General features: G+C 72.9%; 22 protein-coding genes. 12 read left to right on the top strand and 10 right to left on the bottom strand.

All coding sequences use genetic code 11. The features are described from left to right. Window positions 1–2,520, top strand: coding sequence for a DUF4118 domain-containing protein (locus Val02_RS18370; RefSeq protein ID WP_203900315.1), 2,520 nt, complete (start codon window positions 1–3; stop codon window positions 2,518–2,520). After that, complete coding sequence (locus Val02_RS18365; RefSeq protein ID WP_203900314.1) at window positions 2,517–3,203, top strand: response regulator; 687 nt, start codon at window positions 2,517–2,519, stop codon at window positions 3,201–3,203. Before Val02_RS18370 ends, Val02_RS18365 begins: the two co-directional genes overlap by 4 nt. A 5-nt stretch (window positions 3,204–3,208) precedes the next feature. On the opposite strand, the gene Val02_RS18360 is transcribed toward Val02_RS18365, so the two are convergent. After that, the gene (locus Val02_RS18360; protein ID WP_203900313.1) at window positions 3,209–3,622 is read right to left on the bottom strand and encodes a hypothetical protein; all 414 of its coding nucleotides are present in this window, start codon (window positions 3,620–3,622) and stop codon (window positions 3,209–3,211) included. 26 nt (window positions 3,623–3,648) lie between these two features. Beyond that, window positions 3,649–4,131, bottom strand: coding sequence for a winged helix-turn-helix transcriptional regulator (locus Val02_RS18355; RefSeq protein WP_239153127.1), 483 nt, complete (start codon window positions 4,129–4,131; stop codon window positions 3,649–3,651). A gap of 88 nt (window positions 4,132–4,219) precedes the next feature. Here Val02_RS18355 and Val02_RS18350 point away from each other — a divergent pair, with 88 nt between their 5' ends. Further along, on the top strand, window positions 4,220–4,774 hold the full coding sequence (locus Val02_RS18350) for a dihydrofolate reductase family protein (protein ID WP_203900312.1): 555 nt from the start codon (window positions 4,220–4,222) through the stop codon (window positions 4,772–4,774). Window positions 4,775–4,817: 43 nt separating this feature from the next. Here Val02_RS18350 and Val02_RS18345 read toward each other — a convergent pair whose 3' ends face one another. Both Val02_RS18345 and speB read right to left on the bottom strand, forming a co-directional pair. Continuing rightward, window positions 4,818–5,246, bottom strand: coding sequence for a GNAT family N-acetyltransferase (locus tag Val02_RS18345; protein ID WP_203900311.1), 429 nt, complete (start codon window positions 5,244–5,246; stop codon window positions 4,818–4,820). Beyond that, window positions 5,243–6,190 (bottom strand): agmatinase, encoded by a 948-nt coding sequence (speB, locus tag Val02_RS18340; protein ID WP_203900310.1) that lies wholly within the window; start codon window positions 6,188–6,190, stop codon window positions 5,243–5,245. The genes Val02_RS18345 and speB overlap by 4 nt, the downstream gene beginning before the upstream one ends. Window positions 6,191–6,351: 161 nt before the next feature. On the opposite strand from speB, the gene Val02_RS18335 reads away from it, so the two are divergent. Next, the gene (locus Val02_RS18335; RefSeq protein ID WP_203900309.1) at window positions 6,352–7,473 is read left to right on the top strand and encodes an acyl-CoA dehydrogenase family protein; all 1,122 of its coding nucleotides are present in this window, start codon (window positions 6,352–6,354) and stop codon (window positions 7,471–7,473) included. 9 nt (window positions 7,474–7,482) lie between these two features. On the opposite strand, the gene Val02_RS18330 is transcribed toward Val02_RS18335, so the two are convergent. Together Val02_RS18330 and paaZ are read right to left on the bottom strand one after the other, a co-directional pair. Continuing rightward, window positions 7,483–8,460 carry a phosphotransferase enzyme family protein gene (locus tag Val02_RS18330; protein WP_203900308.1) on the bottom strand — a complete coding sequence of 326 codons (978 nt, stop codon included), beginning with the start codon at window positions 8,458–8,460 and terminating at the stop codon, window positions 7,483–7,485. Next, window positions 8,457–10,487: a phenylacetic acid degradation bifunctional protein PaaZ gene (gene paaZ, locus Val02_RS18325; RefSeq protein WP_239153126.1), complete on the bottom strand. Its 2,031-nt coding sequence runs from the start codon at window positions 10,485–10,487 to the stop codon at window positions 8,457–8,459. The genes Val02_RS18330 and paaZ overlap by 4 nt, the downstream gene beginning before the upstream one ends. Before the next feature lie 72 nt (window positions 10,488–10,559). Between paaZ and paaK the strand changes: the two genes are divergently transcribed. The 5 genes from paaK (at window position 10,560) to Val02_RS18300 (ending at window position 15,089) form a co-directional block, all read left to right on the top strand. Then, window positions 10,560–11,858, top strand: coding sequence for a phenylacetate--CoA ligase PaaK (paaK, locus tag Val02_RS18320; protein WP_203900307.1), 1,299 nt, complete (start codon window positions 10,560–10,562; stop codon window positions 11,856–11,858). 2 nt (window positions 11,859–11,860) lie between these two features. After that, window positions 11,861–12,286, top strand: a complete 426-nt coding sequence (locus tag Val02_RS18315; protein WP_203900306.1) for a hypothetical protein — start codon at window positions 11,861–11,863, stop codon at window positions 12,284–12,286. A 50-nt stretch (window positions 12,287–12,336) separates the two neighbouring features. Continuing rightward, entirely contained in the window at window positions 12,337–12,861 is a 525-nt protein-coding gene (locus Val02_RS18310; protein ID WP_203900305.1) for an RNA polymerase sigma factor, read from the top strand. Then, window positions 12,858–13,916 carry a YncE family protein gene (locus Val02_RS18305; protein WP_203900304.1) on the top strand — a complete coding sequence of 353 codons (1,059 nt, stop codon included), beginning with the start codon at window positions 12,858–12,860 and terminating at the stop codon, window positions 13,914–13,916. Before Val02_RS18310 ends, Val02_RS18305 begins: the two co-directional genes overlap by 4 nt. A gap of 132 nt (window positions 13,917–14,048) precedes the next feature. Next, window positions 14,049–15,089: a hypothetical protein gene (locus Val02_RS18300; protein ID WP_203900303.1), complete on the top strand. Its 1,041-nt coding sequence runs from the start codon at window positions 14,049–14,051 to the stop codon at window positions 15,087–15,089. 12 nt (window positions 15,090–15,101) lie between these two features. Here the strand turns inward: Val02_RS18300 and Val02_RS18295 are convergent, their stop codons facing one another. Continuing rightward, entirely contained in the window at window positions 15,102–15,569 is a 468-nt protein-coding gene (locus tag Val02_RS18295; protein WP_203900302.1) for a DUF6194 family protein, read from the bottom strand. A 62-nt stretch (window positions 15,570–15,631) separates the two neighbouring features. On the opposite strand from Val02_RS18295, the gene Val02_RS18290 reads away from it, so the two are divergent. Next, the gene (locus Val02_RS18290; RefSeq protein WP_203900301.1) at window positions 15,632–16,327 is read left to right on the top strand and encodes a MerR family transcriptional regulator; all 696 of its coding nucleotides are present in this window, start codon (window positions 15,632–15,634) and stop codon (window positions 16,325–16,327) included. On the opposite strand, the gene Val02_RS18285 is transcribed toward Val02_RS18290, so the two are convergent. Both Val02_RS18285 and Val02_RS18280 read right to left on the bottom strand, forming a co-directional pair. After that, window positions 16,312–17,280 (bottom strand): pyridoxamine 5'-phosphate oxidase family protein, encoded by a 969-nt coding sequence (locus Val02_RS18285; protein ID WP_239153160.1) that lies wholly within the window; start codon window positions 17,278–17,280, stop codon window positions 16,312–16,314. The two genes, Val02_RS18290 and Val02_RS18285, sit on opposite strands and share 16 nt — an antisense overlap. 70 nt (window positions 17,281–17,350) lie before the next feature. Next, the gene (locus tag Val02_RS18280; RefSeq protein ID WP_203900299.1) at window positions 17,351–18,073 is read right to left on the bottom strand and encodes a helix-turn-helix domain-containing protein; all 723 of its coding nucleotides are present in this window, start codon (window positions 18,071–18,073) and stop codon (window positions 17,351–17,353) included. A 134-nt stretch (window positions 18,074–18,207) separates the two neighbouring features. Here Val02_RS18280 and Val02_RS18275 point away from each other — a divergent pair, with 134 nt between their 5' ends. Then, window positions 18,208–18,999, top strand: coding sequence for a class I SAM-dependent methyltransferase (locus Val02_RS18275; RefSeq protein WP_203900298.1), 792 nt, complete (start codon window positions 18,208–18,210; stop codon window positions 18,997–18,999). On the opposite strand, the gene Val02_RS18270 is transcribed toward Val02_RS18275, so the two are convergent. After that, the gene (locus tag Val02_RS18270; RefSeq protein WP_203900297.1) at window positions 18,982–19,668 is read right to left on the bottom strand and encodes a GNAT family N-acetyltransferase; all 687 of its coding nucleotides are present in this window, start codon (window positions 19,666–19,668) and stop codon (window positions 18,982–18,984) included. The two genes, Val02_RS18275 and Val02_RS18270, sit on opposite strands and share 18 nt — an antisense overlap. A 213-nt stretch (window positions 19,669–19,881) precedes the next feature. Here Val02_RS18270 and Val02_RS18265 point away from each other — a divergent pair, with 213 nt between their 5' ends. Then, window positions 19,882–21,474 (top strand): ricin-type beta-trefoil lectin domain protein, encoded by a 1,593-nt coding sequence (locus Val02_RS18265; protein WP_203900296.1) that lies wholly within the window; start codon window positions 19,882–19,884, stop codon window positions 21,472–21,474. Window positions 21,475–21,722: the final 248 nt, after the last annotated feature.

The following is a 21,722-nucleotide window of genomic DNA, read 5'->3' as shown; positions in this document are numbered from 1 at the left end:
ATGACGCGTGGCGAGCTGCGGGTGTATCTCGGCGCGGCGCCCGGGGTCGGCAAGACGTTCAAGATGCTGGAGGAAGCACACCGGCGGACCGCGCGCGGCACGGATCTCGTGGTCGCCTACGTCGAGACCCACGGGCGGGCGGCGACGGCGGCGTTGCTGGCGGGGCTGGAGGTTTTGCCGCGCCGGGAGGTGGCACACCGCGGCACGCGCTTCACCGAACTGGACCTCGCCGCGGTGCTCGCCCGCCGGCCCGAGGTGGCCCTCGTCGACGAACTCGCGCACACCGACGTGACCGGCGGCAAGCGGTGGCAGGACGTGGAGGCGCTCCTGGACGCCGGCATCTCCGTGCTCACCACGCTCAACGTGCAGCACCTGGAGTCGTTGAACGACGTCGTCCAGCAGATCACCGGCGTGCCGCAGCGGGAGACGGTGCCGGACGCGGTGGTCCGCCGCGCCGAGCAGATCGAACTGGTCGACATGACCCCGGAGGCCCTGCGCCGGCGGCTGGCGCACGGCAACGTCTACCGCCCGGAGAGGATCGACGCCGCGCTGACGAACTACTTCCGGGTCGGCAACCTCACGGCGTTGCGCGAACTGGCGCTGCTGTGGCTGGCCGACAAGGTCGACGACCAGCTCGACCGCTACCGCGCCGAACACGGCATCGACGACACCTGGGAGACCCGCGAGCGGGTGGTCGTGGCGCTCACCGGCGGCCCCGAGGGCGACACCCTCGTGCGCCGGGCGGCCCGGATCGCGGCCCGGGCCAAGGCGGCCGACCTGCTGGCGGTGCACGTGGTGCGCGACGACGGGCTGACCGGCGCCGACCCGGCGCACCTGGCCCGCCAGCAGGTTCTCGTGGAGCGCCTGGGCGGCACCTACCACCAGGTCGTCGGGAACGACGTCGCCGAGGCCCTGCTCGACTTCGCCCGCGGCGCCAACGCGACGCAACTGGTGCTGGGTGCCAGCCGGCGCGGCCGGGTCGCGAGGCTGTTCGCGCAGGGGGTCGGCACCACGACGGCGGCCCGGTCCGGGTCGATCGACGTTCATCTGGTGACGCACGAGGAGGTGCACCGGGGTCGGCTGCGCACCCGCCGGGCCGGTGGGCTGACCGCGCGGCGGCGGATCGCCGGGTTCGCGCTGGCGGCGCTCGGGCTGCCGCTGCTCACCTGGGGGCTCTCCGCCGCGCGGGCCGACCTGTCGCTGCCGAGCGACATTCTGGCGTTCCTCATGCTGACGGTGGCCGTGGCGCTGGCCGGTGGGCTGCTGCCGGCGCTGTGCGCGGCGGTGGGCAGCTTCGCCGTCCTGAACTACTACTTCACTCCCCCGCTGCACCACTTCACCGTGGCCGAGCGGGAGAACCTGTTCGCGCTCACCGCGTTCGTGCTCGTCGGCGTGGCGGTGTCCACCGTGGTCGATCTGGCCGCGCGCCGGACCCGGCAGGCGGCGCGGGCGGGTGCCGAGGCGCAGCTGCTCGCCACGCTCGCCGGCGCCGTGCTGCACGGCGACCGGCCGCTGACGGCCCTGCTGGAACGGGTGCGGGAGGCGTTCGACCTGGAGGCGGTGACACTGCTGCAGCGCCGCGATCCGGAACGCCACCCCACCGACGCGCGGCAGCGGGAAGAGGCGTGGCAGGTCTCCGCCGCGTCGGGCGGGCGGCCGTCGCTGACGCCGTCGGACGGGCAGACCGAGGTGCCGGTCGACGACGGGCTCTCGCTGGTGCTGCGGGGCCGGCCGTTGGCGGCGGCCGACCGGCGTCTGGTGGAGGCGTTCGCCACGCACGCGGCGATCGCACTGCGCCAGCAGCGCCTCGGCGAACAGGCGGCCGCCGCGCACGACCTCGCCGAGATCGACCGGCTGCGCACCGCCCTGCTCTCGGCCGTCTCGCACGACCTGCGCTCGCCGCTGGCCTCGGCGAAGGCGTCGGTGGGGAGCCTGCGCAGCACCGATGTGGCGTTCTCCGAAGAAGATCGTCGGGAACTGCTGGCGACGGCGGAGGAGTCGCTCGACCGCCTCGACCGGCTCGTGGACAACCTGCTCGACATGAGCCGCCTGCAGGCCGGCGCGCTCGCCCTCGACATGCAGGAGGTGGGCCTCCCCGACGCGGTGGCGCGGGCCATGGACGACCTGGGCGACGACTCGCGCGCGGTGCGCCTGGCGATCCCGGCGGACCTGCCCGACGTCGCGGCCGACCCGGCGCTGCTGGAGCGGATCGTGGTGAACGTCCTCGCGAACGCGCTGCGCTTCAGCCCGCCGCAGCGGCCGCCGTTGATCGCGGCGGGGTGCCACGCGGGCCGCGTCGAACTGCGCGTGGTGGACCACGGGCCGGGGATCCCCGAGGAGGCGCGCGATCGCGTCTTCCGGCCGTTCCAGCGGATGGGAGACCGGGACAACTCCACCGGGGTGGGGCTCGGGCTCGCGCTGTCCCGGGGGCTGGCCGAGGCGATGGGCGGCACGCTCGAGCCGGACGAGACGCCGGGCGGCGGCGTCACGATGATCCTGTCGCTGCGGGCGGCCCGGTGATCACGGTCCTGCTCGTCGACGACGAGCCGCAGATCCTGCGGGCGATGAGCATCAACCTGCGGGCCCGCGGCTACCGGGTGGTCACCGCCGCCGACGGCACGCGGGCTCTCGCGCTCACCGCCACCGAACATCCGGACCTGATCGTGCTCGACCTCGGCCTGCCGGACATCGACGGCGTGGAGGTGATCCGGCGGCTGCGCAGCTGGACGCCGGTGCCGATCGTGGTGCTCTCCGGCCGCCGCACCGGTCACGACAAGGTGCACGCCCTGGACGCCGGGGCGGACGACTACGTGACCAAGCCGTTCGGCATCGAGGAACTCCTGGCCCGCATGCGCGCGGTGACCCGCCGCCACGGGGTCCGGGAGGAACGGCCCACGGTGCGCATCGGCCGTTGGGAGGTCGACACGGCGGCGCGAACGGTGCGCAACGCGGAATCGGAGGAGACCCGGCACCTGACGAAGACCGAGTGGCACCTGCTCACGATGCTGGTGACGCGACCGGGCCGGCTGGTGGCGCAGCGCGACCTGCTGACCGAGGTCTGGGGCCCGACCTATGTCGCCGAGACGCACTACCTGCGCCAGTACGTCGGCCAGCTGCGCCGCAAACTGGAGGACGACCCGGCGCGCCCCAGGCACCTGCTGACCGAGCCCGGGATGGGTTACCGCTTCCAGCCCGAGCCGTGAAATATTCAGTTGGGTGTGAACAGTCCCTGCACGCCGACCGCGATCGCGATCAGGCCGAAAACGGCCAGCAGCAGGTGCAGGCCGGTCGTGGTGTCCGTGACCGTGGCGCCGTAGCTGGGCGTGATGGGCTCGCGGGGCGTCGTCGAACGCCCGACCAGCCGGTCCCACAGCAGGGCGATCCCGACCCCCAGGCCGACGACCTCGAAGTGGAACAGATGCGGCCCGGAGAACGCGTGCACGATGATCCAGAACCCGGCCGCCACCAGCGCGAGCACGCCGACGATCCACCGTGCCGGACCGGCGCGTTCGCTCAGCCGGCCGAGCGTCGGGCCGACGCGCGGCACGCGCACGAGCAGGCCGGCCGCGAGCAGGAACCCGCCGACGATGTTGGCCAGGTCGAGCAGCAACGCCATGAGCATGGCGCCACTGTAGAGGCGGATCTTGTTCAACGCGCGTCGTAGGCGTCCTGGAGCTTCTGCCGCACGGTCTTGCCACCCGGCGGCGGGCCGGCGGGGATGCCGAGGTGCTCCTCACGCAGTTCGGCCATGAACCGCTCCCACATCGCGGGGCCGCCGTCGCCGAGCGCGATCGCGCGGACGGACAGTTCCCCGGTGACGGGGAGCCACCGGCTGCCCCAGCTGCCGAGCGCGGCCAGCACGGGAACCAGTTCGATGGAGGCCTCGGTGAGGCTGTAGACGACCTTCTGCTTGTGCGTGGGGTCGTCGCGGCGGGTGAGCATGCCGAGGTCGACCAGGGTACGCAGCCGGGCGGCGAGGATGTTGGAGGCGATGCCCTCGATGGAACCGGTGAGCAGCTCACGGAAGTGCCGGCGGCCGCCGAAGATCATGTCGCGCAGGATCACCAGGCTCCATCGATCGCCGAAGACCTCGAGCGAGAGGTTGATGGGGCAGCCCGAACGCACGTCCACGTCTTCACTCCCCTGACCGGTTGCATTCCGGGACCAGCTTACCTAGGGTCGAACTGATTGCATTTTGAAATCGGTCTGGGAGGTTCCGATGGGACGGCTCATCGCCACCGGCATCACGTCGCTCGACGGGTACGTCAACGACGACAGCGGCAACTTCGACTGGGCCGCACCCGACGCGCAGGTGCACGCGTTCGTCAACGAACGGGAGCGCAACACCCGCACCCACCTCTACGGGCGCCGCATGTACGAGACGATGCGCTACTGGGAGACCGCCGGCGGTCCGGACGAGCCGGCGGTCGAACGCGAGTGGGCCGAACTGTGGCGCGGACTGGACAAGATCGTGTACTCGTCCACATTGGACAGTGTGCAGACGTCACGAACGCGGCTGGAGCGGTCGTTCGACCCGGCGGCGGTGCGGGCGCTCAAGGAGGCCGCCACGCACGACCTCGGCATCGGCGGTGCGGGGCTGGCGGCGGAGGCGTTCCGGGCGGGGCTGGTGGACGTGGTGCAGCAGTACGTCAGCCCGGTGGTGGTGGGCGGCGGGACGCGGTTCCTGCCCGAGAAGGTGCGGCTGGAGCTGGAGCTGACCGACGAGGTGCGCTTCGGCAACGGGGTGGTCTTCCTGGAGTACCGCGTGCGGTAGTTATGTGCGCGGGCCGGCCCGATCGGCGAAGGCGACAGCGGGCCTACGCGGAAATCGGCTTGGCGAGCGCGACCTGCATCTTGAGCCGCTGGTACCCGTGCTTCTCGTAGAACCGGTGCGCCGCCTCGCGTTCCGCGCCGGAGCGCACGTACACCGACACCGCGCCGCGCTGCGCCGCCCACTCCTCGGCGCGCCGCAGCAGTGCACCGCCCACGCCGCTGCCCTGGCTGTCCGCCGAGACGCCGAGCCCGGCGAGTTCGACCCGGACGCCGACGATCAGGCTCATGCTCAGCATCACGTGCACGAATCCGCGCGGCTGCTCGTCCACGGTCGCCACGAACACCGCGTGCCCCTCGGGCAGGTCGGTCAGCCGCTCGGCGACCCTCTCGGGTGTGACGCCGTCGTAGTTCATGTCGCCGATGAACGAGGCGATGGCGGCGGCGTCACCCGGCCGCGCCCTTCTTACGTTCACGCGTTCCTCCGCTTGTACGCCAGTCCCGCGAGCACCTCGAAGATGACGCGGTGGGCGTTGTTGACGGTCAGTTCCGCGTGATCATAGGGCGGCGACACCTCGACCACGTCGAGCGCCACCAACGGCGTCTCCAACGCGACAGCGCGCACCGCGCGCAACAGGTCCGCGGCGTGCATCCCCCCGGGCTCCGGGGTGCCGGTGCCGGGTGCCGTGCCCGGGTCGAGCACGTCGATGTCCACCGACAGGTAGATCGCGTCGCAGCCGTCGCTCGCCCGGGCGATGGCGTCGGCCATCACGGCCTTGATGCCGCGTTCCCACACCTCGTGCATGAGGTGCCAGGTCAGCTCCTGCTCGCGCATCCACTCGAACACGTCCGCCGGCGGCCAGTAGCCGCGCAGCCCGATCTGCACGAAGTTGCGGCCGCGCACCGCGCCCGACTCGATCAGCCGGCGCATCGGGGTGCCGTGCGAGGCGAGGTTGCCCTCGACCGTGTCGGCCGTGTCCGCGTGCGCGTCGAAGTGCACCAGACCCAATCTGCCCCACCCGTGCTTGCGGGCCACCGCGGTCGCGGCCGGCCACGTGATCGAGTGGTCCCCGCCGATGATCACGGGGAACGCCCCCGCGTCGACCACGTCGCGCACCTTCTCCTCGATGTTGCGGTGCCCCTGCTCGGTCAGCCCGTGCGGGCAGTAGGCGTCCCCGTGGTCGACCACGTCGAGGTTCTCGAAGATCTCGATGCCCAGGTCCAGGTGGTAGGTGCCCGGGTGATAGGCCAGCGCGCGCAACGCCCGCGGCCCGAAGCGCGCCCCCGGCCGGTACGTCGTCGAGATGTCGAACGGCGCCCCGACGACCGCCACGTCCGGCTTCCGCGCGCGCAACTCCTCGACGGTGGGCACCCAGTCGCACTGGCCGAACGTCGCCAGGCCGCTCATCTCACTCGCCACGTGATCACCCTACGCGTGAGCTAGTGCGCCACCCAGAATTCGTTGTTCTCGGGATCGGCCGTCACGACGTGGTGTTCGCCGTGGTTCACCAGCACCAGGCCGCCGGCCGACGCCGCGGAGACCGCCGTCACCACCTGAGACAGGTTTTATGATCAACCTCCATGAACAGCACCCTCCTGGAAGCCGCCCGGAAGATCGCACCTGTCCTGGCGGACAATGCGGAAGCAACCGCGCGCGCGACGCGTCCCGTGCCGGACAACATCACCGCGATCCGCGAGGCCGGCATGTTCGCGCTTCCGGTGCCCCGCGAGGCCGGTGGCCACGACGCCGATCCGCGCACCCTGGTCGAAGTGATCGCCGAGTTGGGCCGCGGGTGCGCGTCGACCGCCTGGGTCGTCGCGGTAAGCGCCGGAAACAAGAAGCTCTACGAGCCGATGCTGCCCGGCACGGCTCAGGAAGCCCTCCGAGCCGACCCGCACGGGGTCCTTTGCGGTTCCGCCGTGGCCCGCGACATCCGAGCCGAACGCGTGCCGGGCGGCCTCCGGGTCTCCGGGAAGTGGGCGATGGCCTCGGGCTCCGAGGTGGCGTCCTGGGCGGTGGCGGGGGTCTCGCTGGACGACGGCACACCGCCGACGGCCTGCCTCACGCTGCTACCCATGACGGACCTGACCGTCGAACGCACCTGGCGCGCCATCGGCATGGAGGGAACCAGCAGCCACACGATCGTGGCCGACGGCGTCTTCGTCCCCCAGGAGTTCTTCGCCGAACTCGAACCTGGCACGGCCCGAAAGCCGTTGAGCCATGTCGGCGCGCTGGGACTGCTCGCGTCGATGGTCGGAGCCACGCACCGGGCCCTGGACATCGTCGCGACGTCGATCACCGGCGACCGGAAACCCCAGGGCAGCACGTACGCGCGGGTGGTGGATTCGCCCCTCGGCCGACACTGGTTCACCGAAGCGCTCCGCCGCGCCGAGTCCGCCATGCAGCGGGCTCTGCGGGTGGCCGACCTGCAAGCGCTGGACCCGGACGTGACGGCGAGCGAGGAGGAGCGGCTCAGGTCACGGGTGGAAATGGCGACTGCCGCCCAGGAGTGCCGCGAGGCGGTGGAACTGCTCCTGGACCTGCACGGCACCGGCGGGTTCGCGCAGGACCATCCCCTGCAGCGCCAGTGGCGCGACGTCGCGGTCGGCACCCGCCACCCCGTGTTCAACTCGTACCTCCTCGCCGAGCAACGCGGCCGGGTCTACTTCGACATGTCGCCCGCCGCGGGGGCGTCGCAGTGACCTCCGGGGTCACGGGTCGATCGGCGGGTCGTCGTTGGGGGCCTCGGCCGGATTGACCACGTTCAACGCCGCGTCGACCTGGCCCGGCGTCGGCAGATGGTCGAGCGTCTCGGCGACCTCCCGTTCGGCCCACGCGCGCTGCTCCGCCGTGGCGGCCGCGTCCATCGCGATCCCCGTCTGCAGCAGCAGGAAGTTGAACCGGACGGCCACCAGCATCGCGAAGTCGTGGGGGCCGGTGATCCGGGCCGGGCCGCCCTCGTCGACGTACGCGCGGTACAGCACGCGCATCGCGTCGAGGTCCGGTGCCGGCCCGCCGAACCAGTCGAAGAGCACCGCGACCAGTTCCCGCGCGGGGTCGGCCGGGCCGAAGTTGTCCCAGTCGACCACGACCGGCGCGCCGTCCGGGCCGGCGAGGATGTTCTCCGGGTGCAGGTCGCGATGGCAGACGAGCAGCCGGGACGGGTCGACCGGCGTCACGTGCGCGGTGAGCGCGGCGTGGTCGGTGAGGCGTTCGGCCAGCCGCGCGGCCCACGGGGCGCCGGAGGCGACCGCACCGGCGAACGCCGCCACCGGCGGGAACGTGTCGTACCAGGGATGCGGATCGTCGCCGTCCAGCCCGACCGCGCAGCGGTGCAGCCGGGCCAGCGTCGTGCCGACCGCGTGAGCCGTCGCCGCGGTCAGCTCCAGCGGGCGCAGGTCGACCCAGTCGTAGAGGCACAGCCACCGACCGTCCACTGTGGACACGATGGTTCGCCCGTCGACGGCCGGCCGGCGCTGCGGCAGGCGGACCCCGGCCGCGGTGGCCCGGCCGGTGAAGGCCAGCTCCGCCGCGAGGCGTTCCGGCGCGGGCGGGTCGGCGAAGAGTTCCTTGAGCGCGTACGTGTGCCCGTCGACGTCGACCCGCCAGATCCGGCCGAGCGCGCCGCGGGGGCCCTGGGTGAGGCGCGCCCCGTCGCCCCACCCGAAGGCCTCCGCTGCGGCGATCACTCCTTGGCGACCAGGGTCAGCACGTCGTAGCGGGCGACCGACTCGCCGTCCTGGCGGGTGATGTCGGCGTCCCAGCGCACCTCGCCGTAGTCCGCCGACTCGCGCGGCGTCAGCTGCTTGCAGGTCAGCGTCACGGTCAGCTCGTCGCCGAACTTCACCGGCGTCAGGAAGCGCAGGTTGTCGACGCCGAAGTTCGCCAGCACCGGGCCCGGGTCGGGGTCGACGAAGAGGCCGGCCGCGAGGCTGACGACGAGGTAGCCGTGGGCGACGCGTTCGCCGAAGAGCGGGTTGGCGGCGGCCGCGTCGGCGTCCATGTGGGCGTAGAAGGTGTCGCCGGTGAACTCGGCGAAGTGTTCCACGTCCTCCTGCGTCACCCGTCGCGGTCCGGCGACGACCGAGTCTCCCGGCCGCAGTTGCGCCAGAGTTTTGCGGAACGGGTGAACGCCGTCGACGCGCCGCTGCGCACCGGTGACCCAGCGGCCGGTGACGGCGGCGAGCGTGTCGGGATCGCCCTGCACGGCGGTGCGCTGCATGTGGTGCAGCACGCCGCGGATGCCGCCCATCTCCTCGCCGCCACCCGCGCGGCCGGGGCCGCCGTGCACCAGCGCCGGCAGCGGCGAACCGTGCCCGGTCGACTCCTTCGCGTCCCGTTCGTTGAGGACGAGCAGCCGCCCGTGCCACGGCGCCACGCCCAGCACCACGTCGCGGGCGAACCCGGGGTCGGCCGTCACGATCGAGCCCGCCAGGCTGCCCTGCCCCCGGGCCGCGTACTCGATGAGCTGCTCCGTGGACGAGTACGGCATCAGCGTGGACACCGGCCCGAACGCCTCCACCTCGTGCGGCGCCGCGTGATCGGGATCGCCCACGAGCAGGATCGGCGAGATGAACGCGCCACGCGCGGCGTCGGCGTCGAGCACCTCGACCTTCTCCGGATCCCCGAACGCGATGCGCCCCGCGGCGCAGAGCGCGGCCACGTTGCGCCGCACCTCGTCCCGCTGGTCGAGGCTGGCCAGCGCGCCCATGCGCACGGTCTCGTTCGACGGGCTGCCGACGACGGTGCGGGCGAGCCGCTGCGCGACGGCCTCCGTCACGGCGTCGAGCAGCGGCGCCGGCACGAACGCCCGCCGGATGGCCGTGCACTTCTGCCCCGCCTTGACGGTCATCTCCACGACGAGCGACTTCACGAACAGGTCGAACTCGGCACTGCCCGGCGTCGCGTCCGGCCCGAGCGCGGAGAGGTTGAGCGAGTCGGCCTCGGCGGAGAAGCGCACCGCGTTGCGCACCAGCGTCGGATGCGTCCGCAGCTGCGTGGCGGTGGACGCGGATCCCGTGAACGACACGAGATCCTGCCCGGTCAGGTGGTCGAACGTGTCCCCGAGGCTGCCCGCCACGAACTGCAACGCGCCGTCCGGCAGGAGCCCGGACGCCACGATGATCTCGATGAGTGCGGCGGTGAGGAAGGCGGTCGGCGTCGCGGGCTTCACCAGCGACGGCACCCCCGCGAGGAACGCCGGCGCGAACTTCTCCAGCGGCCCCCACACGGGAAAGTTGAAGGCGTTGACCTGGACCGCGACGCCGTGCAGCGGCACGCACACGTGCTGCCCGAGGAACGTCCCGCCGCGCCCGAGCGGCTCGATCGCGCCCTCGACGTACACGCTGTCGTTGGGCAGTTCGCGCTTGGCCTTGCTGGCGTAGGCGAGCAGCACGCCCATCCCGCCGTCGACGTCGAACTTGGAGTCGCCGAGCGTGGCGCCGGTGCGCGCGGAGACCTCGTAGAGGCGCGGGCGGTGCTCCCTGATGTGCTGGCCGAGCGCCTTGAGGATCGCGGCCCGCTGGTGGAACGTAAGCGCGCGCAGGGCGGGCCCACCGGTGCGGCGGCCGTAGTCGAGGGCGGCGGCGAAGTCCACGCCGGTCGAGGAGACGCGGGCGATCTCCGCACCGGTGACGGCGTCGTGGACCGGCCGGCCGTCGTCGGTGGCGACGTGCCATCCGCCGCTGACGTAGTTGCGCAGCATGGGAGAAGTCACGGCGCTACCTTATCGAACGTTCAGGCGGCTGCACCGCGCGTGACAGGATGCTGCTGTCGAAGGAGGCACCGCGTGCTGGATCTGACACCCCGCTCCGAGGATCTGGAGCCGATCGAGCGCGCCTCCGTGGCGGAGCTGCGCGCCCTGCAACTCACCCGCCTGCGGCGGACCATGCGGCACGCCTACGAGAACGTGCCGCTGTACCGGCGCACGTTCGACGCGGCGGGTGTGCATCCGGACGACTGCCGGTCCCTGGAGGATCTCGCGCGATTCCCCTACACCACGAAGGAGGACATGCGCGGGGAGTACCCGTTCGGGATGTGCGCGGTGCCGCGGGAGCGCCTCGCGCGCGTGCACGCCTCCTCCGGCACCACCGGCAATCCGACCGTCGTCGGCTACACGCGGGCCGACGTCGACACGTGGGCCGACGTGATGGCGCGTTCGATCCGGGCGGCCGGCGGGCGGCCCGGGCACCTCGTGCACGTCGCCTACGGGTACGGCCTGTTCACCGGCGGCCTCGGCGCGCACTACGGCGCCGAACGCCTCGGCTGCACCGTCGTGCCCGTCTCGGGCGGCATGACCGAGCGCCAGGTGCGCCTGATCGTGGACCTGCGGCCGGACGTCATCATGGTGACGCCGTCGTACATGCTGACGATCCTCGACGAGTTCGACCGCCAGGGCGTGGACCCGGCCTCCGTCGGGCTCAAGGTGGGCATCTTCGGCGCCGAGCCGTGGACCGCCGACATGCGTTCCGAGATGGAACGTCGTACGGACATGCACGCCGTCGACATCTACGGCCTGTCCGAGATCATCGGTCCCGGTGTGGCCCAGGAGTGCGTGGAGACCAAGGACGGCCTGACGATCTGGGAGGACCACTTCTACCCGGAGATCGCGGACCCCCTGCACGACGATGTTCTTCCGACGGGCGAACGCGGCGAACTGGTCCTCACCTCCCTGACCAAGGAGGCGATGCCGGTCATCCGCTACCGCACCCGGGACCTGACCCGGCTGCTGCCCGGCACGGCCCGCCCGATGCGCCGCATGGAGCGGATCACCGGCCGCAGCGACGACCTGATGATCCTGCGCGGCGTGAACGTCTTCCCGACCCAGATCGAGGAACAGATCCTGCGGGTGCCCGGCCTCGCCCCGCACTACCAGTGCGTGATCGAACGCCCGGCCCGCCTCGACGAACTGACCGTGCGCGTCGAGTCCCGCGCGGACACCCCGCCGGACGGCCTGGCGGCGACGTTGGCGGCCCTCGTCAAGCAGAACGTCGGCGTGAGCGTGCGCGTCGACGTCGTTGCGCCCGGCGGCCTCGAACGCTCGATCGGCAAGGCGAAGCGCATCCTCGACAAGCGCCCGAGGGGCTGAACGTGCCCGCCGCGCGCGTCCGGCTGCTGATCGTCGCCATTCCCGACGGGGTGATGCTGGCGGCCGGCGACCTCGACCGGCGCGCGCCCGTCTCCCCCACCGACCCGGCGCGTTACGTGCGCGGCGACCACCTGCTGCCGAGGCCGTGCGAGGACGCCGGCTACCGCGGCAGCACCCTGCGCACGGGTCACCGGGCCGCCGCCGCGTCGGTCGACACGCGGGGCGACGGCCTGGAACGGGACCAGGTGGTGCACTACGTGGCGACCTTCCAGGACGACGGCGCCCCGAGGCTCGTGGCGGACGTGCGCGCGGCGCTCACCTGCCGCGGCGGCACCTGGATCCGGGTCGGCGAGGTCGGTGCCGGCGACGAGGGCCGTGCCGTGGCCACCGCGCGGGTCGTCGCGGCCCGCCTGGGCCCGATCGCCTGAATATTCCGATGGGGCCGGAGCATCGCGAGCCCTTCGCGCGTGTACACCGCATGACAGCCGAGACGGCGCGGGCGCCCGCGCCCCGTTCCGAGCCGCCGCCCGACGCGTTCGAGACGTTCTACGCGGAGAGCGTCGACCGGGTGTACCGCGCGCTGGCCGTGACGCTGGTCGACGTGGCGCTGGCCCGCGAAGCGACCGACGAGGCGATGACGCGTGCGTACCTGCACTGGTCGAAGGTGTCCCGGCTGAACAACCCGGGCGGCTGGGTGTTCCGCGTCGGGCTCAACTGGGCCACCTCCTGGCGGCGCAAGCTCCGCCGCGAACGACCGCTCGCCGACGACTTCCCCCGGCCGGCCGCCGCGCACCACGACACGGCCGACGCCGCCGTGACCGAGGCGCTCACGGCGTTGCCCGTGCAGCAGCGCGCCGTCGTGGTCTGCCGCGTGCTGCTCGATCTGTCCACTGTGGACACCGCGACGGTGCTGGGCCTGCCGGAGGGCACGGTGCGCAGCCGGCTCTCCCGCGCGCTGGCCGCGCTGCGGGCCGACCTGACCCGGCCGGAGGAGGACCGATGAACGACATCGACGCGGCGGTTCGTGACATCGCCGCGGCTCTCCCCCCGCCCGGGCTCAGCCTGGACAGGGTACGGGCGCGCGCCCGGGCCCGCCGGCGCCGCTCCGTGGCCGGCCGCATCGCCGCGCTGCTGGCGGCGCTCGGGGCCGCCGCGGTGACGTTCCCCCAGATGGTGCCGATCCTGAACGCGGACCCGACACCCACGCCCTCGGCCGCGGCCCCGCACGGACGGCGGATCGATCTGTACGCGGCCGCGGTTCCCGCCGACCCGACCCCGGGACAGAGCCCGCAGCCGGCCGGGCGGACGGCGCTGGCGCAGCTGCAGTCGGACGGCTCGGTCCGGTGGGCGACGCTGCCCTTCGCGCTCGGCGACACCGAGGAGTACGTGTACCTGCCCGACGGGCGCTACGCGATCCTCGACGACACCGCCGGTGGCGCCGCGCTCGTCGTCGTCGGCGCGGACGGCCGCGAACAGCTGCGGCGCCCGCTCACCGGTGCGGACCCGATACTCCTCGCCGCCTCCACCGGCCACGCGATCCTGCGCGACGACTCGGGCGTGCGGCTGCACGACCTCGCGACCGGCGCCGAGAAGGTCATCCGCACGGCCGAGAACGGCGACCTTCCGCTGCCCACCTTCGGCACCGCCGAGGGGAACCGCCTGGCGGTGATCTCGGTCGAGGAGAAGCAGTACAGCTGCCTCGTCGGCATCCGCGACACCGTCTCCGGCGACCGGACCGGCACCGTCTCGGCCGGCGCGCGGTGCGGGATCGTCCGGCCGCTGCTCTCCCCCGACGGCACCAAGCTGGCGGTGCGCGGCACGTTCCTGGGCGATGCCGACCGGCCCGAGCACCGGATCCGCGTCGTGGAGGTGGCCACCGGACGGATCCTGCGCGACGAGGTCGTTCCCGAGCCGGCCCGGGCGCGCCCGGGTCAGGTCGCCTACCGGGGGTTCGGCTGGTGGGACGAGCACCGGCTGACCTACGCGTACGGCGTGGCCGAACAGGGCCGCCCGGACGACGTGCGCGGTGCGCTGAAGAGGTTCGACTTCACGGTGTGAGGTAGCGGAACGGGGCGGCGCGCACGGGGGCGCCGCCCCGTCCGTCGGGCCCGGACGGGGTGAGCGCGGTCTCACCGGGTTGGGGACCTTCGGCCCTGCCCCGCCACCCGCTCCGGCCCTGATCCTTTGATCATGCACATCACCTGGGGGCGCCGAACCGCCGTCATCGCCGCCTCGGCCGCGATCCTCGCCGTGCCCGGCACGGCCCACGCACACGAGAAGTGGTTCGTCGACGACCCGCACTCGTTCCCGACCGACTGGGCGTTCGCGCTGCGGCCGGTGACGCTGTCGCTGATCGTGGCCGTCGTGCTGGTGACCGCGCTCTGGCGGTGGGTGGCGGTGCGCTACCTGCCCACTCCCGAGTTGAAGCCGCTGCGCCGGGTCGGCGACCTCGTGCCGTACGTGCCCCGCCTGCTCGCCGTCCACCTGGGCGTGTCGCTGCTCGCCACGGCGGTCACCGGGCACTTCCTGACCCACGACCTCGACGTGCGCCAGGTGACCGGCGGCGACGCGATCCTGCTGCTGGAGGGCGGGCTCGGGGTGTGGTTCGTCGCCGGCGTGCGGGTGCGGCCGGCGGCCCTGCTCCTGGCGCTGTCCGGGCCGCTCGCGCTGTTGGTGACGGGGCCGGTGGGGCTGCTGTCGGCGATGGACCTGCTGGGCGTGGCGGTGTTCCTCGCGCTGGTGCCGCCGTCGGACGCGCCGTCGGGCCGGGTCGAACCGGACGCCGCCACGCTGCGGCGGGCACTGCTCGCCCTGCGGCTCGGTGCGGGCGGTGCGCTGATCACGCTGGCGTTCGCCGAGAAGCTCGCCAACCCGGCGCTGGCCCGGGAGACCCTGCGCCTCTACCCGCAGCTCGACGTCTTCGCGCTGGTCGGGATCCAGGTGCCGGCCGACACGTTCGTCGCGATCGCCGGTGCCACCGAACTGCTCTTCGGCCTGCTGGTCATCTCCGGAGCCCTGCCGCAGGTTGCGGTGCTCGTGGCGGGCATCCCGTTCAACGCGACGCTGATCCTGTTCGGCGGCACCGAGCTGCTGGGACACCTGCCGGTGTACGGGGTGTTCCTGACGCTGCTCGCCTACGGCTCGCACCCCGACACCGCCCCGCTCGTCCGCCGGCTCCCGCGCCTCACCCGCCGCCGGCTCGTTGCCCGCAACGTCGAGGTCGCGACCTGATCCCCGGTGCTTTCAGGGTTTCTGCCGGCGGGACCGGTGGTTGGCGTGTTTGCGGGCCGCGAACCCGTGCGCCTCGGCCAGATACTCCCGCACCGCCGGCAGCGTCGACACCGGGTTGATCACGCTCAGCCAGTACTGCGAGGCGTAGTACGGGTGCGGCATGAACACGTCCTGCGCCGCCAGGTCGTGCCCGGTCAGGTCGAGCAGCCCGGCCGCGTCCCGCTCGGTCGGCGGCGTGCCGAGCAGGCCCACGTAGGTCGCCTTGGTGACGCCGATGTTCAGCCGGTAGAAGCCCGGCCGGTCCAGCGCAGACACCCGGTCGTAGTGGTCCCCGGTGACGACCGTCGCGAACGGCATCTGCCGCTGCGGGGGCAGGTCCCGTTCGGGGTCGTAGAGGAAGAACGTGTCGCCCTGGTTCTGCATGACGTGCACGCCGTCGAAGGTGTCCCTGATGTACTGCGCCATCTCAGCCGCGTTCATGGTTCAATTTTCTCATTGAAGTCCTATTTGAAGGTTTGAGCCTGGCGGGCTAGGTATACAGCGTGAAAGTCTCAAGTCTGGCGAGAGAGGCCGGAGTCAGCGAGCAGCAGGTGCGCAACTACCTGGCCGCCGGCCTGCTGCCGCCCGCCGAGCGCGCCGCCAACAACTACCGGGTCTTCACCGCCCAGCACGCCGACGCGCTGCGGACGGTGCGGGCGTTCGCGCGGGGGCACGGGTGGAAGGCGGCGCACGCCGTCCTGGGGTCCGTCCACAGTGGAGACATCGCCGCCGCGCTCGCCGTCGTGGACGAGGGGCACGCCGCGCTCGCGCGGGAGCGGGCGACGGTCGCCGCCGCCACGGAGGCGTTCACGCGGGTCGCCGACCGTCCCGCGCCGGCCGTGCAACAACACGTCCGCGTCGGAGAGGTCGCCGCGCGGGTCGGCGTCCGTCCACCCGTTCTCCGGTTGTGGGAACGTCGTGGGCTCCTGCGTCCCGACCGGCAGCCGCACACCGGCCACCGCGCCTACGGGCCGGCCGAGCAGCGGGCCGCGCACCTGGTGGCGGTGCTGCGGGCCGGCGGTTTCGGGTTCGGCATCATCGAGGACGCGATCGCCGCGATGCGCGCCTCCGGCGGTGTGACGCAGGCGCTGACCCAGCTGGCGCGCCGCGACGAACAGCTGCGGCGGCAGAGCCTGCTGCGCATGCGCGGGACGGCCGCCCTGCACGCCTACCTCGCCGCGTACTACTCCGAGGAGTAGCCCTCGTCGCGCAGCGACCTGCGGTAGGCGGCGTCCATGCCCCGGCGCACGAGTCCGTCCGACAGCGCACCGGCGAGGCCGCGGCCGACGGCGCGCAGCGCGCCCCGCTGGTTCGACGCGGCGTGTGCCACCGCGAGGCGCATCAGGTCCGGCACGCCGTCCACTGTGGACGACCTCGCGCGCCACAGCAGCGGGAGGACGGCGTTCCGGCGGATCTCGGTGTGCCGGACGCGCACGATCAGCGCCGCGTGCGGGACCGACCGGCCGACCGGCATCGTGCGCAGCAGGTCGGCGTCGTCGGTGATCGAGGCGGTGCCGTCGACGTGCAGGAGTTCGTCGCGTCCGGGGATCAGCGCGGCGAGCGACACCCGGTCGCAGGCGAGCACGTTGTGGAACGTGTCCGTGCGGCCGTTGCCCCGCCGGTCCGGCACGGCGAGCGTGTGCTCGTCGAGCACGCGCACGAAGCCGGGTTCGTCGCCGCGCGGGCTCGTGTCGGCGTTGCCGTCGGCGTCCCACGAGGAGATCGCCACGAACGGCGACGCGGCGAGGAAGTCGGCGCCCGGCGGGGTCGGCTCGGGTTCCCACAGCTTCGAGCGCAGCACGCATCGTCCACAGTGGACGAACACCTCGCGCACCTCGACCGCGTCGCCGGCGCGTACGACACCGTTGAGCCGCAGGGTCTCCCGCACGCCGGGCAGCAGGAACACGAAGGAGACGGAGCCGACGGCGCCCGGCGGGAGTTCCAGCCGGATCCGGGTGGGGGACTCCGCGTGGACGGCGCCGACCAGGGTCGTTCGCGGGGTGCCGGTGCCGTCGCGGTAGCCGAGCCAGGCGGCCGGCGATGCCGCCAGCACGCGGCGGCTCCCGTCGTCCAGCGCGTGGATCGTCTTTCCCAGGACCGCCGCGCGCGGTGCGCCGACGACCGCTTCGAGCCCCGCCACATCCCCGATCATTCGCACGACCCGAACCGTAGCCACCCGTGGTGCCGCCGGACGGCCGACGATGTCCGTGAAACGGCCACGCTCAGGGACGTTCCCCCGAGAGAGAGGAAGGGAGGCGGCGGGTGACCCGCCGGAACGCGTCCGTGAACGCGGCGGCCTTGCGGAACCCGACGCGGCGCGACACGGTGCCGACCGGCACGCCCTCGGCGAGCATCGGCACGGCGGCCCGGATCCGGGCGTGGGTGCGCCACCGCCCGAACGTCATCCCGGTCTCGGCGACGAAGAGGCGGCCGATCGTCCGCACGCCCGCCCCCACCTCCACCGCCCAGTGGGCCAGTTCCCGGCCGTCGCCGGGGTCGGCGAGCAGCCGCTCGGCGATGCCCCGCAGGCGCGCGTCCGCCGGCATCGGCAGCGGGATCGTCAGCGCGTCCGCCGGTCGCAGCACGTCGAAGAGCACCGCCTCGGCCCGTTCGCGCGCCGCGCCGACGGGGCCGTCCAACTCGGAGAGGTGCCGCACGAGCGCGCGCACCAACGGGCTCACCACGAACGCCGTCGGCTCCCGCCAGTCGGGCACGCGGCGGGCCGGGTCGAACAGCAGCGCGCTGCCGAGCCCGGCGCGCAGCACCTCGACGCCGTGCGGCGCGCCGCCCGGGACCCACATCCCGTGCCCGGGCGGCACGATCCAGCTGCGCCGTCCACTGTGGAACGTCACCGTCGCGGTCTCGGACCAGGACAGCATCGGCCCGTCGTGGCGATGCGTCGGCAGCCGGTCCAGCGGCAGCCCGTCCACGACAATGACTCCCACGGCGGGCCAGGCTACTCCCCCGTGGTCACCGGCCGCTCCGGGCGCGGAACGACGGGGGCGCGGCGCTCAGGCGGTAGTGCCGCTGCCGGAGACCTCCGACATGTCAAGGATCCTCGACGTAACTGTGCGTATCCATGACTATGCTGCTCGGCGTGGTGGACATCAGCGAGATCGGCATCGAGGACGACGACTACGACGCCGCGCACACGGCCGTGCACGCCAGCCCGCTGATGCGGCGCCTGGCCGCCGAGGCGATGGGCGAGGACTACCCGGCGGAGGTGGATCCGTCCAGCTCGTGCTCGTGGTGGCTGCTCGGGCGGCTCGTCGCGGCGCTGCGGATGCCGCCGGGCGGGCGGCTGGTCGACCTCGGCTGCGGGCGGGGCGGCCCCGGCCTGTGGCTTGCCCGGGCGCTGGGCGCACAGCTGCACGGGGTGGACTTCAGCCGGGCGGCGGGCGAGATCGCCGCGGCGCGGGCCGCCGACTTCGGGCTGGCCGGGCGGGCCCGCTTCGAGAAGGGGACCTTCGAACGGACCGGGGTCGCCGACGGGTGGGCCACCGGTGCGGTGAGCGTGGACGCGCTGCCGTTCACGCCCGACCGGCCGGCCGCCCTGCGGGAGGCGCGCCGGATCCTCGCCCCGGGCGCGCGGCTGGCGTTCACCGCGCGGATCACGCCCGGGAGCGAACGCGGCGACTGGCCCGCGATGGCGCGCGCGGCCGGGTTCGAGGTGGAGGACGCCGTCGTCGACGAGGGGGCCGACCCGTACTGGCGGCGGCTGCACGCCTCGTGGCTCGCCCACGCCGACGCGCTCATCGCCGAACTGGGCGAACGCCCCGCCGGCAACCTGCTCACCGAGGCGCGCGTCTTCGACCGGGACCGCGCGTCTCTGCCGCCGGCGACGCTGCTGGCGCTACGAAAGGCCGGGTGAGCGACCGGCGACCACGCGGCCTTCCGACGCCGACGCGCGGCTGCCGTAGGCGGTGCGGCGCAGGTTCTCCGCAGCGGTCTCCAGGCCGGTCGGGAAGAGGTCGTCGGCGAGGCGCACGGTGCGGCGGTCGAGCAGTTCGAGCCCGTCCGCGAGGCGCCCCACGGCGTGCGGGGGCAACTCCAGCACGTCGGCCGTGGCGTAGCCGTCGGCGTCGCGCCGCAGGTAGCCGGGTGCCTGTTCGGGTCCCAGCCGGATCGATTTGCCGGTGAACACGAAACCGAGCCGGCCCACGATCATCGCCAGCGGTTCCAGGTTCGCCTGGTGGACGTAGGCCATCACGGGCTTCGGCGCGTCGTGACTTACCGCCGCGACGGCGACCGCGCTGAGCGCCGTGCCGAGTCCGGTGCGCCGCAGATCCGGGCTGACGTGCACGCCGCCGTACTCCCACCGGGGTACCTCGTCGAGGTTCTTGCCGTCGGGCTTGACGTAACAGATCCCGACGAGCGCGCCACGCCGGGCGAGCGCGAAAAGTTGACCGGCGGCAACAAGTTCGTCGAACGCGTCCCGGCCGATCGGAAGCATGAATTCGCCCAGGCTCGCGATGTGCAACGCGAACGCGGAACCGGCTTCGGACGCCGTGACCCGAACGATGGTCGGAATATCTCGCATATGGCCGGAGGATAATCGCGTGCCGCACGCGAAACGGAAGTCCGACGACGCCGGAGCGCATTCTTTAGGTGAATCCCCAGGCGCACCATCACGCTTCGCGTTCACTCGAACACGTTTCACGTGCGGGCCGGAAATCGGCACGTCTTCGGGTGAACCAGACCGCCGCGGCGTCCGTATGTGGTCCTCACCAGAGGTGAAGGGAACGACATCGCCGTGAGACACACCCCCCTGTGGCTCAGCCGACGGCTCGACGCGATGCACAGCGGCACCCGCCGCAAGGTGGCCGCGGGTCTCGTCGCGGGTGCCGTGCTGTGCGCGGTCGCCGCGACGACCATCGGCCTGAACGTCGCCAACGCCGAGAACGACGACCTCACCGGCGCCAGCGTGAGCGACGAACTGCTGGCCACGATCACGTCGGCGGCCCGCTCCTGCCTGATGCTGACGCCGGCCCGCGTGGCCGGTCAGCTCATGGCCGAGTCCGGACTGGACAACAGCGCCCGCTCCACCGCCTCCGGCGGCGAGGGCATCGCCGGCATGGACAACGCGGACTGGAAGCAGTGGTCCCCGTGGCCGAACGCCAGCCGCAGCGACCAGAGCGCCAACGTTCTCGCCCTGGCCCACCAGATGTGCGACCTCAGCGGGCAGCTGCGCGTCGCCAAGGTGCAGGGCGACCCGTGGCGCCTATCGCTCGCCGCCTACCGGGCCGGACTGAAGAAGGTGACGGCGGCGGACGCGCCGAAGGCCGACGGCAACGACTACGTCGAGAAGGCGGCCGGATACGCGGCGTACTACGGGAAGTTGCCGCAGTTCGGCAACCCGGACGCGCGGCAGACCAACACCGGCACGCCGACCGAGGTGAAGCCGATCCCGGACCAGTTCGTGGCGCCGGTCGTCGAGGCGGGCAAGGCGTGCCAGCAGGTGACGTCGGCCGCGGTCGCCGCCGTCGTGATGGCCGCCTCCGGCTTCAACGCGAACATGCTCGGCGACAGCGGACAGCAGGGCATCGCGCAGTTCCGCACGGACGTGTGGAAGCAGTACGCGCCCGAGGGCGCCACCGCCTGGAACGCCACCACCGCCATCCCGGTCGTCGGCAAGGCGCTGTGCGGCATGATGACCGAGTTCACCACGCTGCAGGGGGACCCGTACTCGCTCGCGCTCGCCGGCTTCCACCAGGGGCCGACGGCGGTGCGGCAGGCCGGCGGCACCATCGACGCCGCGACGAAGGCGTACCTCGAGAAGATCGCCTCGTACACCAGCTACTACGCGCTGGACACCCGCATCGGCGGCACCGGCCAGGCGCCGCCGTCGCCGGGGACCTCGCCGAGCCCGTCGGGCGGCACCAGCCCGTCACCGAAGCAGTCCCCGACAGCCGGGCCGAAGACGTCGACCGGGGCGCCCCCGCCGCCGCCGGCGCCGCTGGCGGGCGTCTCGCTGGTGCAGGACTACACCGGCAAGTGCCTCGACGCCCAACAGGCCACCGACGGCGTCTACGTCGTCATCAAGCCGTGCAGCAGCGGCAACGCCGCGCAGCGCTGGGACATCCGCAACGACGGCACGATCCGCAGCGTCCTCACCGGGCTCTGCCTCGACGTCGCCTGGGCGGCCACCAACAACGGCGCGCCGATCCAGACCGCCAACTGCAGCGGCAATCCCGCGCAGCAGTGGAAGCGCGACTACGACGACATCATCTCCGTCAACGCCAGCAAGTGCGCCGACACCGCCAACGACGACAAGGGTGACGGCACACCGGTGCAGATCCAGCAGTGCGTGGGCAACACGCAGCAGAAGTGGCGCAGCCGCAAGTAGCCGTGCCTCCCGCCGGGGCCCTGCCGATCACCACGCGATCGGCAGGGTCTTCAGGTATCCGGTGAGCAACTCGGCCATCACGCGGTGGTCGTTCGCGGACGGGTGCCGGTCGCAGGCTCTCCGGCGTCCACCGTCCGCCCGGGTTGATCGCCGTGGAGAAGTCGTTGATGCCCGGCCCCACCACGACCACCTGCGGGCGCCAGCCGCGCGTCGGCCACGTCGCGGGGTCCACCGCCTGCAGCGCCGTT

This window comes from Virgisporangium aliadipatigenens, assembly GCF_016863615.1.
Taxonomy (GTDB): Bacteria; Actinomycetota; Actinomycetes; order Mycobacteriales; family Micromonosporaceae; genus Virgisporangium; species Virgisporangium aliadipatigenens.
The sequence above is the reverse complement of the archived record's forward strand: the minus strand, read 5'-3'. Positions and strand labels throughout refer to the sequence as shown.

Coding starts and splice junctions, on each gene's coding strand:
- Val02_RS18370 (WP_203900315.1), top strand. CDS start 1: ATGACGCGTGGCGAGCTGCGGGTGTATCTCGGCGCGGCGCCCGGGGTC.
- Val02_RS18360 (WP_203900313.1), bottom strand. CDS start 3,622: ATGCTCATGGCGTTGCTGCTCGACCTGGCCAACATCGTCGGCGGGTTC.
- Val02_RS18350 (WP_203900312.1), top strand. CDS start 4,220: ATGGGACGGCTCATCGCCACCGGCATCACGTCGCTCGACGGGTACGTC.
- Val02_RS18335 (WP_203900309.1), top strand. CDS start 6,352: ATGAACAGCACCCTCCTGGAAGCCGCCCGGAAGATCGCACCTGTCCTG.
- Val02_RS18310 (WP_203900305.1), top strand. CDS start 12,337: ATGACAGCCGAGACGGCGCGGGCGCCCGCGCCCCGTTCCGAGCCGCCG.
- Val02_RS18305 (WP_203900304.1), top strand. CDS start 12,858: ATGAACGACATCGACGCGGCGGTTCGTGACATCGCCGCGGCTCTCCCC.
- Val02_RS18300 (WP_203900303.1), top strand. CDS start 14,049: ATGCACATCACCTGGGGGCGCCGAACCGCCGTCATCGCCGCCTCGGCC.
- Val02_RS18295 (WP_203900302.1), bottom strand. CDS start 15,569: ATGAACGCGGCTGAGATGGCGCAGTACATCAGGGACACCTTCGACGGC.
- Val02_RS18285 (WP_239153160.1), bottom strand. CDS start 17,280: ATGATCGGGGATGTGGCGGGGCTCGAAGCGGTCGTCGGCGCACCGCGC.
- Val02_RS18275 (WP_203900298.1), top strand. CDS start 18,208: ATGACTATGCTGCTCGGCGTGGTGGACATCAGCGAGATCGGCATCGAG.
- Val02_RS18270 (WP_203900297.1), bottom strand. CDS start 19,668: ATGCGAGATATTCCGACCATCGTTCGGGTCACGGCGTCCGAAGCCGGT.